Origin of the sequence: Mesorhizobium sp. M8A.F.Ca.ET.202.01.1.1, from assembly GCF_004791595.1 — a bacterium.
In the GTDB taxonomy this organism is placed as follows: Bacteria; Pseudomonadota; Alphaproteobacteria; order Rhizobiales; family Rhizobiaceae; genus Mesorhizobium.
In genome coordinates this window covers 110,251-122,308 of the sequence record NZ_SRUN01000005.1, presented here as the reverse complement: position 1 = coordinate 122,308, position 12,058 = coordinate 110,251, and the positions used below count along the sequence as shown (strand labels likewise).

General features: G+C 64.6%; 11 protein-coding genes. 6 read left to right on the top strand and 5 right to left on the bottom strand.

Annotation, left to right across the window (positions count from 1 at the left end):
- Nucleotides 1-201: 201 nt before the first annotated feature.
- Nucleotides 202-639 (top strand): SRPBCC family protein, encoded by a 438-nt coding sequence (locus EN845_RS13580; RefSeq protein ID WP_127275949.1) that lies wholly within the window; start codon nucleotides 202-204, stop codon nucleotides 637-639.
- A 9-nt stretch (nucleotides 640-648) separates the two neighbouring features.
- Nucleotides 649-2,172, top strand: a complete 1,524-nt coding sequence (locus EN845_RS13575; RefSeq protein ID WP_127870587.1) for a zinc-binding dehydrogenase — start codon at nucleotides 649-651, stop codon at nucleotides 2,170-2,172.
- A 9-nt stretch (nucleotides 2,173-2,181) separates the two neighbouring features.
- Here the strand turns inward: EN845_RS13575 and EN845_RS13570 are convergent, their stop codons facing one another.
- Both EN845_RS13570 and EN845_RS13565 read right to left on the bottom strand, forming a co-directional pair.
- Nucleotides 2,182-3,465, bottom strand: a complete 1,284-nt coding sequence (locus tag EN845_RS13570; RefSeq protein WP_127870588.1) for a D-tagatose-bisphosphate aldolase, class II, non-catalytic subunit — start codon at nucleotides 3,463-3,465, stop codon at nucleotides 2,182-2,184.
- Complete coding sequence (locus tag EN845_RS13565) at nucleotides 3,462-4,415, bottom strand: sugar kinase (protein ID WP_127870589.1); 954 nt, start codon at nucleotides 4,413-4,415, stop codon at nucleotides 3,462-3,464. The genes EN845_RS13570 and EN845_RS13565 overlap by 4 nt, the downstream gene beginning before the upstream one ends.
- Nucleotides 4,416-4,663: 248 nt before the next feature.
- On the opposite strand from EN845_RS13565, the gene EN845_RS13560 reads away from it, so the two are divergent.
- Nucleotides 4,664-5,698 (top strand): LacI family DNA-binding transcriptional regulator, encoded by a 1,035-nt coding sequence (locus tag EN845_RS13560; RefSeq protein ID WP_127870590.1) that lies wholly within the window; start codon nucleotides 4,664-4,666, stop codon nucleotides 5,696-5,698.
- Here EN845_RS13560 and EN845_RS13555 read toward each other — a convergent pair.
- From EN845_RS13555 to EN845_RS13545, 3 genes are all read right to left on the bottom strand, one after another.
- Complete coding sequence (locus EN845_RS13555) at nucleotides 5,686-6,636, bottom strand: alpha/beta hydrolase (protein WP_127870591.1); 951 nt, start codon at nucleotides 6,634-6,636, stop codon at nucleotides 5,686-5,688. The two genes, EN845_RS13560 and EN845_RS13555, sit on opposite strands and share 13 nt — an antisense overlap.
- A gap of 18 nt (nucleotides 6,637-6,654) precedes the next feature.
- A complete protein-coding gene (locus EN845_RS13550; RefSeq protein WP_127870592.1) occupies nucleotides 6,655-7,803 on the bottom strand; it encodes a Gfo/Idh/MocA family oxidoreductase in 1,149 nt (382 codons plus the stop codon).
- 260 nt (nucleotides 7,804-8,063) lie between these two features.
- Nucleotides 8,064-8,825, bottom strand: coding sequence for a DeoR/GlpR family DNA-binding transcription regulator (locus tag EN845_RS13545; protein WP_127870668.1), 762 nt, complete (start codon nucleotides 8,823-8,825; stop codon nucleotides 8,064-8,066).
- A 162-nt stretch (nucleotides 8,826-8,987) separates the two neighbouring features.
- On the opposite strand from EN845_RS13545, the gene EN845_RS13540 reads away from it, so the two are divergent.
- From EN845_RS13540 to EN845_RS13530, 3 genes are all read left to right on the top strand, one after another.
- Nucleotides 8,988-9,788 carry a class I fructose-bisphosphate aldolase gene (locus tag EN845_RS13540; protein ID WP_127870593.1) on the top strand — a complete coding sequence of 267 codons (801 nt, stop codon included), beginning with the start codon at nucleotides 8,988-8,990 and terminating at the stop codon, nucleotides 9,786-9,788.
- A gap of 3 nt (nucleotides 9,789-9,791) precedes the next feature.
- A complete protein-coding gene (locus EN845_RS13535; protein ID WP_127870594.1) occupies nucleotides 9,792-10,757 on the top strand; it encodes a PfkB family carbohydrate kinase in 966 nt (321 codons plus the stop codon).
- Between the two features lie 74 nt (nucleotides 10,758-10,831).
- Nucleotides 10,832-11,977 carry an ABC transporter ATP-binding protein gene (locus tag EN845_RS13530; protein ID WP_127870595.1) on the top strand — a complete coding sequence of 382 codons (1,146 nt, stop codon included), beginning with the start codon at nucleotides 10,832-10,834 and terminating at the stop codon, nucleotides 11,975-11,977.
- The last annotated feature ends 81 nt before the right edge of the window (nucleotides 11,978-12,058 follow it).

The following is a 12,058-nucleotide window of genomic DNA, read 5'->3' as shown; positions in this document are numbered from 1 at the left end:
TGACGGGGAGAGGGGCGCCGTCATCGACGGTTTCGCCAGCAGCCAGCGTTGCAAGGTGGGCGCCGAGGTAGCGGCCAGCCTCTTTCTCCCCGTCACTATACGGGGAGAAATGTCCGGCAGGACAATGAGGGTCGGCGCTGACATCAACAGGGAGGGCACACCCAAGCTCGGCCTCCATCGTTCCACTCTCGGCCAGCAAGCATGACCAAGGTCTATGTCTCTTCGGTCATTCCCGCACCGGCGGCGGAGGTCTGGAAGATCGTGCGCAATTTCAACGGTCTGGCAGGCTGGGCGCCGTTCGTCGCCGAAAGCCGCATCGAACAGAATGCGCAGGCCGACCAGATCGGCTGCATCAGGAATTTCACGCTCAAGGACGGCGGTCGCATCCGTGAAAGGCTGCTGGCGCTGTCGGATTACGACCTGTCCTGCAGCTATGCGATTCTGGAAAGCCCGATGGCGGTGGAGAACTATGTCGCCACGCTATCGTTGACGCCGATCACCGACGGCAATCTGACGCTCGCCGAATGGCAGGCGGAGTTCGACTGCGCTGACGATCGCGAGGCGGCACTCATGCAACAGATCGGCAATGGCGTGTTCCAGACCGCGTTCACCGCGTTAAAGCACCGGTTCGGGCGCTGACGCCGGCCGATGGTCAGGGTTTGCCAGAGCACGATCATCGATGCACCGATCGACGAGGTCTGGGCGATCCTGCGCGATTTCAACGGCCATGATCGCTGGCACCCGGCGATCGCCTTCAGCGAGATCGAAGGCAGCGAGCCGGTCGATGCCGTCGGCTCGGTGCGCCATTTCAGGCTGAACGACGGCGGCGAATTGCGCGAGCAATTGCTGGCGCTGTCCGACAAGGACCGGCGGCTGAGTTACTGCCTGCTCGAAGCGCCGCTGCCGCTGATGGGCTATGTCGCCTCGCTGCGGCTGAAGCCGGTGACCGACGGCGACGCCACCTTCTGGGAATGGCGCTCCGAGTTCAACCCGCCAGCGCATCGCCGCGACGAGCTGGTCAAGCTGGTCACCGAAGGCATTTATCAGGCCGGCTTCGCCGCCGTGCGCGCTCTTCTGCGGCGAAACGCCGGCGCGCCGTTGGAGGCGCGATCATCGCCAGCGATCGTCCCGCCGGCCTCATCCGCAAGCGCGCCGCTCGTCACCTCAAGGGCTGCCGCGAGCCATGCCGAAACGACCCACGCGATCGTCGTCGAGCGCTATGGCGGACCGGAGGAGTTGCAACTCAGGGACTTCGCCTTGCCTCTGCCCGCGCCGGACGAGGTGCGGATCCGTCACACGGTGATCGGTGTCAATTTCATCGACGTCTACTGCCGCACCGGGTTCTTCGACCTGCTGCAACCACCTGGCGTCCCGGGCATGGAAGCCGCCGGCGTCATCGAGGCGGTTGGTCCGGCGGTATCGGGTTTCTCAATCGGCGACCGGGTCGCCTATGCCTGTCCGCCGGTCGGCGCCTACAGCGAGCGGCGCAACATGGCGCCCGAACTGCTGGTTCGTCTTTCCGACGATATTTCGGACGAGACCGCGGCTGCCGGCCTGCTCAAGGGGGTCGCCGCGAGTTTCCTGCTGCACGATGTTCATGCCGTGAAGACGGGGGACATCGTGCTCATCCATGCGGCGGCAGGCGGCATTGGCCAGTTGCTGGTACAGTGGGCGCGCCATCTCGGCGCGACAGTCATCGCCACCGTGTCGAGCGACGACAAGGCGCGCATCGTCGAGCGGCTCGGCGCCCACCATGTAATCGTCTATTCCCGCGACAACTTTGCCGAGGCGGTCATGCGGCTGACTGGTGGCAGGGGCGCGAATGTCGCCTACGACGCGGTCGGCAACGACACGTTTGCCGGCTCGCTGGCGGCGCTTGCCGTGCGCGGCCATCTCGTCAGCTTCGGCCAGGCTTCGGGGCCGGTAGGCAATTGGGACATCGGCCGCTTCGCCTCGAAATCGATCACCGTTTCACGCCCCAACTATGCCCACTACACCGACACGTCGGAAAAGCTCGGCACCCATGTCACCAGGTTTTTTCAGGCGCTGCGCCAGGGTGTGATCAGGGTCGAGATGCCGACGCACTACGATCTTGCCGATGCCGCTCGCGCGCATCGCGATCTGGAGGATCGTCGCACGACGGGTGCCCTCGTTCTGGTGCCACGGGCATGACTGTCGGGATCAGCCGGTTGCGCTGGCGTAGATGTCGAGAACATCCGTCACGGCTGCGATCAGGAGTTCCCTGGCCTTTGGGGCGACGGATCCGCTCGCTACCGCGCCGTCGAGGCGGCCGAGATACTGGCTGATCAGCGGCGAGGGGATGTCGCGCTCGCCCAGCGCCTGCATCAGCGCGTCCACTGCCTGCCGCGCCGCCTGCGCCGGCCAGTAGTAGCGGATACGGTCACTGTAGGAAAAATGCCGCTCGCTCCGCTGCTCGGCTTCGCTGCCGTGATAGTAATTCTTCCAGTTGCCGGGCGCCTCCAGCATGACGCGCTCCATCGCCGCCGGCAGGCTTTCCCGAGCCGGGTCGGGAGCAAGAATGTCGGCGATGTGGCTCAAACCGTAGAGCGCTTCGCGCAGCGCGAAGGTCAGCCAAGGTCCGACTTTCAGGATGGCGAAGCCATCGTCGACAAGTGCCGTCAGGGCCGCGACCGGCTGGTAGTCGGTCGAATGCGCCTCGAAGACGAATTGCGGCAGGTCCCGCAGCGTGCCGGCCAGCGCCCGGGCGCGTTCGGGCCGGTAGGTGATGACCTCGGCATTGCCGAATTCGACGCCGGGCTGGACGACGACGCCAATCGCCCGCGAGAAGGCATGGTCGAGGCCACGCTGGTGGAAGGCCTGCTGGTGGATGCGCACCGTCTCGCCAGCCGCTTCCGGTGTCGTCACAGCCAGATGGTCCATCGCTTCCAGGGCACCGCCCGGCACCGGCACTTCCGTGCCGATCACATAGACAGGCTTGGCGCCGGCTGTTCGTTCAACCGCGGCCTCCGCCACCTCGGCCAGTTCGGCGGCGCGCGCGGCGATCGTCGCGTCGGGTGGTGCGGCACCTTCGCCGGCACAGCCCATGCTGGCGTCCAGGTGGATCTTGGTGAAGCCGGCCTCGGCATAGGCGTCCACCATGCGCGCTGCCTTTTCCATCGCCTCGGGCGCCGGCAGGTGCTTCCAGGGATTGGGGCCGAGATGGTCGCCGCCGAGCACAAGCCTGTCCAGGGGAAACCCGGCCTTGCCGGCGATCGTCTCGACGAAGCGGCGGAAATCGCCCGGCGTCATGCCAGTATAGCCGCCTTCGTGGTTGACCTGGTTGCAGGTGGCCTCGATCAGCACATCGGCGCCGCGCGCCTTGCCGTGGCGCAGCGCCGCTTCGATGACCAACGGATGGGCCGAGCAGATCGAGGCAATGCCGGCGCGCTCGCCGGCCGTACGACGCTTTGCTATGGCGGCCAGCCTGTCGGTCGCCTGGCTCATGCCGGTGCTCCGGTCCTGGCGGTCGCGACGAACGCCTCGACAGTGGCCAGCGAGGCGATGCCTTCCATCGGGCCCTTTTTCGTCACCGCCAGCGCGCCGCAGCCATTGGCGATCTCGAGCGCCCTCCTAGGTGCTTCTCCACGCAGCCAGAAGGAGACGAAGGCCGCCGCAAAACAATCTCCGGCGCCGGTCGGGTCGATTTCCTCGACGACGAAGCCGGGTGAAGCGATGCGCCCCGACCGGTCGTAGTGAACGGCGCCCTGCGCGCCCTTCTTGACGACCACGGCGGAGATGCCGCGGTCCAGCATTTCGCGCGCCGCGCTCTCCTCGTCGGTTGCCTCGGCGAAGGTGAAGAGTTCCGGCCCGCTCGGCAGAAAAACATCAGTCTTGGAGAGCACGAAATGCAAGGCGTCGCGCATGCCCGGCAGATCGAGCATCTCCTTGCGGATGTTGGGGTCAAAGGAAACCGTTCCGGCGCGCGTCTTGACGGCTTCGATCCCGTCGCGGACAACCTCGATCACCTCGGGCGAGAACAGCGATGTTCCCATGACGTGAAAATGGTCGGCGCCAGAGAGCAGCGCGCGCGCTTCCGCACCGATCTCGATCAGTCCGGCGGCACTCTGTTTGATGTTGTAGACGAAGTGCCGGCTGCCATCGGTCTCATAGGTGACGAAGGCGGTTCCGGTCGCGGCACCTCGATGGACGGTGATGGCCGAGATGTCGGCGCCGTCGGCGCGCAGGCGCTCTATGTTCAAATGGCCGAAATCGTCGTCGCCCACTGCCGCGATCAGCCCCGCCGGCTGACCGAGCCGCGCCGCCTGGTCGATGAAGATGGCGGGAGCGCCTGACGGAAACGGGCCGACCAGCGGGCCGGCGGTGCGAAAACTCTGGCCGATCCGCTCGGCCATGATCTCGACCAGGAGCTCGCCGGCGCAAACCAGTTTCTTCATGTCCTCACCATCTGCCGGACTCTGGTTGCCGTACGCTCCCCCCATGTCCGTGCGAGTTCAAAACCTAAGTTGTTGTTTTCAGAGCGTCAATAAATAATTTGACGTGCGCAATACTTTTGCGTTGTACTGGAAACGTGGAAATTTGACTGAATAAGTTCGGTCAAGCAATGCTGCCTCATCGCGACGGTCGCAAGGCTGATTCTGGCCAGAGCGCGAAGGGCGGCTTTGAGGTAAAGGGCTAAATATAGATGGCGGAGAAGACCCACCGGACGATGGATGATTTCGCCAGGGCGTCCGGCGTGTCGCGGCCGACCCTGTCGAAGTATTTCGACGATCCGGCCAGCGTGAAGCCGGCGACACGGGCGCGCATCGAGGCCGCACTTCGTTCCTCGGACTATCAGCCGAATGTTTTCGCCCGCAATCTCAACCGCAAGCGCACCCGCAATGTCGGCATCGTCGTGCCGACGATCACCGATCCGTTCTACGCCGAGATGGTCAGCCGCATCGAACTGCGCTGCCGCGACGAAGGGTTTTGGCCGATCGTCATTTCCTCGCACGGTTCGCCGAAGCTGGAGGCGGAATCGGTCAGGACGCTGATGTCGCTGAAGGTTGCCGGCGCCATCGTCGCTCCTTTGGGACGGGTCTCCGAACCTGGCGTCTTCGAGCGGATGAGCGAGGACATCCCGATCGTCTATTTCGACACTTACATCGAAGGCGACACGCCGTTCGTCGGCAATGACAACCACCAGAGCACCTCGACGATCGTCGATTATCTCTGCCGGTCCGGCGAACCGCCGGTCTATGTCGACATTCCGCATGTCAACCACAATTCGGGCGAACGTCTGCAGAGCTATGTCGACACGATGCACGCCGCAGGCCTGGAGCCCACCGTTCTCAAGGCGGCGGGCGACTACAGCTGGGACTTCGAGCGCATCGGTCACGAATGGATGGACAGGACGCTCGAGAAAGGCGGCCTGCCGGCCCGCACGCTGCTCTGCGCCAATGACCGTCTCGCCTTCGGCGTCATGTCGGCCGCCTTTTCGCGCGGGCTGAAGATCGGCCGCCGCGCCGATTGCGATTTTCGCGTCGCCGCCCACGATGATCATCCGCTGAGCCGCTACACCTGTCCCGCGCTGACCACCATGGCGCAGGACTTCGCTGCCATGGCTGGCCGCAGCGTCGAGATCCTGCTGGCGTTGTTGGACGAGGCCGATCCGCCCGGCCACGACATGGCGCGCAACGTCAAGCTCGGCGCGACCCTGGTGATGCGTCAGTCGGCCTGAGCACGCGTCTGCAGTTGAAGCCAGGCCGCCGCCTCGCTCACCGCTTGCCGCGCGGCCAGGATGTGGCGGCCCATGGAGACGAAGCCATGGATCTGGCCCGGCCAGTGCCGCAACACCAGCGGCACTCCGTCGGCGCGCAGGCGCTCGGCATAGGCCGTGCCTTCGTCGGCAAGGATGTCGTGGCCGGCGATCGCGACGAAGGCCGACGGTGCGCCGGCAAGGCTGGAGGCCAGAAGCGGCGAAACACGCCAGTCCGCGATGTCGTCAGGCGTTCGCACATAGCGGTCGCGGAACCAGGCCATGGTGGCGGCGGTGAGCCCGAAGCCGTCGCCGAAACGCCGGTAGCTGTCCGCCGTCTGGCGGGCATCGGTGTTGGGATAGATCAGAATCTGGGCGGCAAGCGGCGGCGCCAGTCCGTCGCGGGCAAGCAGCGCCAGAACGGCGGCAAGGTTGCCGCCGGCACTGTCGCCGGCGACGGCAATGCGGATTGGATCGATGCCGAGGTCTCCGGCATTCCCAGCCATGAAGCGCAGCGCTGCCGCGCAGTCCTCGAGCCCGGCGGGAAACTTGTGCTCCGGCGCCAGCCGGTAGTCGGGACAGATGACGACCGCGTTGCCGAGATTGGCCAGCCAGCGGCAGATCTCGTCATGTGAATCGAGATTGCCGATGACCCAGCCGCCGCCATGCAGATAGAGCACGGCGCGCGCCCCCATCCGCGCCGCGCCGATACCGCGATGGATGCGGATCGTCACCGGGCCGTTCGGCCCGTCGATCTGCCGTTGCTCGGTTGCCGCGACCGGCTCGCGGTCGCCCTGCTGGGTTGGGAACGAAGCGATATAAGCTGCCCGCGCCGCCGCCACGCTGCCATTCTCGAACGGCTCGCCGCCGGCGGCCCGGCCGATTTCGAGGGCACGCTGTGCATCCGGATCAAGTGTCATCGTGATCTCCGCTGGAGGTCAGGCGAGCAGGCCGCGCGCCTCGTCTTCGCTGAGCAGGGCCGGCTGGACGACGTCACCGGCAATGGCGACCGAGCTTTTCGTCTCGCCCGACCGCAGGATCGCTTCCATGATCTCCAGCACATGCAGCGCCAGATTGCCGGACGCGCGCGGCGCCGCGCCTGCCTTCAGCGAACGTGCGAGATCGGCGACGCCGAGCATGCGGTAATTGGCGCGGTCGGGCGCTGCGTAAGGCCAGTTGCGGGCGCCGTAGAGTTCGCCTTCGCTGGCGAAATCCTTCCACTCCGCGCCGCGTTCGGACAGCGAGACGGTGCCGCCGAACGTGTCCGGGTCGGGCAGGCGCAGCGAGCCTTCCGTGCCGTGCAGTTCGATCGGATGGTTGGAATGCCTGAAGACGTCCCACGATGCGCCGAAGGTGACGGTGGCGCCGGAGCGGAATTCGAGCAGCGACAGCACATTGGTCGGGGTGCCCACCTTGAACGTCGTGTTCTTGAACGGCCCTTCGGCCGATATCAAACGTTTCTCCTGGCCCTTCGTCGCCATCGCCATAACGCGCGCTACCGGACCGAGCAGGTTGACCAGCATGGTCAGGTAGTAGGGCCCCATGTCGAACACCGGGCCGCCGCCAGGCTGGTAGTAGAATTGCGGGTTGGGATGCCAGTGTTCCATGCCGCGTCCCATCATGAAGGCGGTGCCGCAGACCGGGCGGCCGATCGCGCCCTCATCCATCAGACGGCGCGCCCGGCGGCCGGCCGCACCAAGGAAGGTGTCGGGGGCCGAGCCGAGCAGCACGCCGCGCTTCGCCGCCTCCGCCACCAGGCGGCGCCCGTCATTGGCCGACGTCGCCAGCGGCTTTTCGGTGAAGACATGCTTTCCCGCCGACAGGGCTGAAATCGAAATGTCGAAATGCGCCGCCGGAATGGTCAGGTTGAGGACGAGGTCGATCTCGGGATCGGCCAGCAGCGCATCGACGCCAAGGGCACGGATGCCATATTCCTTGGCTCGCAGCGCCGCCATTTCGGCCGAGATGTCGGCGCAGGCACGAAGCTCGACCCCGCCAAACAGCGCGGCGTTGCGCAGATAGGTCATCGATATGTTGCCGCATCCGATGACGCCGATGCCGAGTTTGGCCTGTGAGTTTGCCTGCATTTTCTGTTCTGCCTCCCAATACGGTCACGCTCTGCCAGATCCGTCGCGCTGCCGGATCGTTTTCGAAATCGCTATACAACATTTTAAATATTGACGCGCGTAAAATTTTTATAGAACATGCGGAAATGCTGGCGGGGTCGGGAGGCTGCCGGCGCTTGGGAGGAGAAGATGACAGGCAAAAATCGGCCGGGCACCGACCCGAATCTGGTGGGCCAGACGCGCATTGAATCCCGGCCTCGCGGCCGTGGATCGCGACGGTTTCAGGCATAGATCACCTTGGCCACGGTCCTATCGAGCTGGCTGCGTATCGGACCGGACAGGCCATCGTCGGTGATCACCACATCGACGCCCGACAGCGAAAAAGCCTTGGAGGTTCCGCTGACGCCCCATTTGCTCGAATCCGCAAGCAGAACCACGCGCCGGGCCATGCGCACCAGGTTTCGCTTCGTTCGCGCCATGTCTTCATTCACGTCGACCACATCCAATGAGGAGTCGATCGCATGCGCTCCGACAAAGACCTGATGCGCCACCAAGCCGCCGAGAGCCGTGTCGGCATCGGTGATCAGCGTGCTCACCGTGTCTGGATAGACCCGGCCACCGATCATGTGAACGTCGAGCCCGGGCCGATGCATCAGATGCTGCACGATATTCATCGCCGTGGCCGCGACCACGACATTGCTGAGCGGCGGTAACTGCATGGCAACCAGCATCAACGTCGAGCCGCCGTCGAAGATGACCGACTGGTTGTCCTCGAACAGTTCCACCGCCGCCCGGGCGATGCGTTTCTTTGCCTCGATGTTGGTTTGCATGCGCCGCGCGAACGCGGCCGTGGTCGAATCCGTGGTCCGGGTCACCGCGCCGCCACGGGTCTTGGTCAGCAGTCCCTTGCGGTCCAGTATCTCGAGGTCGGAGCGCACCGTGACTTCCGACACGCCGAAATCGTCGGACAGGTCCTTGATGCGAACCTGTCCGCTGCGTTGCACCTCGCCCAGGATCGCTTGGCGTCTCTGCTCTGACAACATTGCCCCGTCCTTGCCTCCACGCGCCAGGCGATCGCCATGGCCTCGGTTCGTCACACCCAAAATACGCAAATTCGAAAGCTTTCGAAAGATTGATTTTGTGATTTCTTTCGCAAACACTGCGTTTGGGATTTTGAAATCAACCGATTGGAGAATTTTGCAGTCATGAGTCTCGGAACCAAGGTGCGCCTTGCGCGCCTCTTCTCGCATCCATCGGGGAACCTTTTTGGCGGCGCGGTCGACCACTTCGTCGGCTATGGCGACGTGCGCAAAGGCGGCCTTGCCGACCTGCCGGGCGCGCTCGCTCGCGTCATGGAAGGTAAGCCCGACTACGTCAGCATCCAGCCCGGCACCGCGCGCCATCTGTGGCCGCAATACGCGGGCAAGGCTTCCCTGGTCATCCAGGCCGGCTGCTTCACCCCGGACGATCGCATCAGCGAACTGATTGCGACGCCCGAGGACGCGGTGCGGGCTGGCGCCGACGCGCTGGCCGTTGCCATTCCGGTGCGCGGCGCGACCGAGGGCAAGTACATTCGCTGGCTGACAGATTCGGTGAACGCGGCGGCCCGTTATGGCATGCCTGTTGTGGCGCATATCTACCCTCGCGATTTCACCGACGGGGCAAAGATCGTCTTCACCCCCGACGAGATCGCCTATGCGGCGCGCATCGGCTACGAGTCCGGCGTCGACGTGATCAAGATCGGTTACACCGGCGATTTCGAGTCGTTTCGAGAGACCGTCCGGACCTGCCCGGTGCCGGTTGTCATCGCCGGCGGCCCGAAGACCGATACGCTGCTCGGCGCCCTTCAGCAGACGGCGGACGCCATCCGTGCCGGCGCGCGCGGCGCCGTGGTCGGCCGCAATCTCTGGGGGCATGGCGATCCTCAGAAGGCGGCGACCGCTTTCCGGGGCGTCATCCATGACGGGCTCTCGGCGCAGGACGCCCTGGCCAAGGCGGGTGCCTGAACCATGCCCACCGTTCCCTCAATCCTCGGCTTCGGAGCGATCTCGATCGACGACATCGTCTATGTCGATCAGCCGTTGTCGGCGGGCAAGGGGAAGGTTCTGCAAAGTGCCCGGGCTTTCGGAGGAAATGTCGCGACGGCCCTTGCCGCCGTCGCGCGGCTCGGCGGAAGCGCCGGGTTCATCGGATGGCTTGGCAGTGCCGTGGACGACGCCGTGCTGTGCGATCTCGTTGCGAGCGGCGTTGAAACCGCGTTCGCGCCGCGCCACGCCGATGCGCGCCCGGTGCGCTCACGGATCACGGTCGGTTCGGATGGAGACCGGTTCATCGCCTATGACGACGAAGCGATGCTGGGCACCGCACCGGACTTTCCGGACGAGGTCCTCAGCCGCGCGACCGTCCTGATCGTCGACAGTTATGCGATCGGGTCGCTGGATGTCGTGGCGCGGGCTCGCGACCTCGGCCTTGCGATCCTCGGCGACGTCGAATGGAACGGCGGCCCAGCCACCGAAAGGCTGATCGCGCTCTGCGACCATCTCATTCTTCCCCTCGGCTTTGCGCGGACCGCCACGGGCCGCCGATCGCCGGCCGAGATACTCGATGCATTGTGGTTGCCGTCGCGGTCCGCCGTGGTTCTGACGGATGGCGGCAGGGGCGTCTACTATCGCGGACGCGACGAAGCCGGGCTGTGGCACCTGCCTCCGCACCGGGTTGAAGTCGTCGACTCGACCGGCGCCGGCGACTGCTTTCATGGCGCCTACGCCCTTGCATTGACGCGCGGCGCCGACACCGCGGGCCGGGTCGCATTCGCGGCCGCTGCTGCGGCTCTTTCGATAACGGGACGGGGCGGGCGCGAGGCGCTTCCGACCGACGATCAGGTGACGGAACTCCTGGCATCGACGAACGCGCCGTCGGCAGCCGAACTGAAGCATGCGCGGCTCGATACCGCAACAGAGCCCGAACTATCCTAGGAAATATCTCGCAGGTGAACTCAAGCCGAGGATAATTATAAAAATCAGTGGCTTGGACTTGTGGAGGGAGGAAGATGGCAGAAGTCGTTCTTGAGAATATCTGCAAGACGTACGGGAACAATTTTCACGCAATCGACCAGTTGAATCTGTCGGTCGAGGACGGCGAGTTCTTGATTCTCGTCGGGCCGTCCGGCTGCGGCAAATCCACCGCGTTGCGGATGATCGCGGGATTGGAGGACGTCACCAGCGGCAGCCTTCGGATCGGCGGTATCGACGTCGTCGACATGCCGCCTAAGGACCGCGACATCGCGATGGTCTTCCAGAGCTACGCGCTCTACCCGCATATGACGGTGTTCGAAAACATCGCCTTTTCGATGCGGCTGGCCGGCAAGCCGAAGGCCGAGCGCAAGAAGCGCGTCGACGAGATCGCCAAAACCCTTCAACTGACGTCTCTGCTGGACAGCAAACCCGCGAACCTTTCGGGCGGACAGCGTCAACGGGTTGCGATGGGTCGCGCCATGGTGCGCGAGCCGGCCGCCTTTCTCATGGACGAACCGCTTTCCAATCTGGACGCGAAACTGCGCGTGCAAATGCGCGCCGAAATCACCAGCCTGCAAAAGCAGCTCGGCGTAACGACCATATACGTGACCCACGATCAAACCGAAGCGATGACGATGGGGGACAGGGTCGCGGTGTTGAAAGGCGGCGTGCTGCAGCAGGTCGACACCCCCAAGAGGCTCTATGAATCGCCGGTGAACGCTTTCGTTGCGGGCTTCATCGGGTCTCCTTCGATGAACCTTTTCGAGGCGACCCTGACGGGCGACGAACTGACGTCCGGCGCCTTGGCTATCCGTTTGCAGGATGCGGCCTTCGTCCGCAAGCCGGGCTTGAAGTCCTATGCGGGGCGCAAGGTCGTGTTCGGGATCCGACCCGAGGATCTCTATGACAGCAACCTCGAATCGGGCCGCAAATATCAGACGATACCGGCAAAGGTGACCTCGATCGAAGAACTCGGATCCGAACACATCGTCCATCTCAACATCGATGCGGTCCGGGTGGACTCCGGCGACCCGGACGCGGTGCAGGATTTCGGCCTGGCGTCGAACGCGGTGGCGAGATTCGAACCGGCCAGCACGGTCCGCGCCGGCTCGGAAATCCGCTTGGCCCTGGATGACGCCAAGCTCCATTTCTTCGATCCCGAGACGCATCTGGCGATCTGAAGACCCGCGGCAAGGCCCGCAGGTGAGGGTGAGGCGCCTGCGTAAGAAGACTTCTGAATAACCAGACGGTCGTCCGCATTG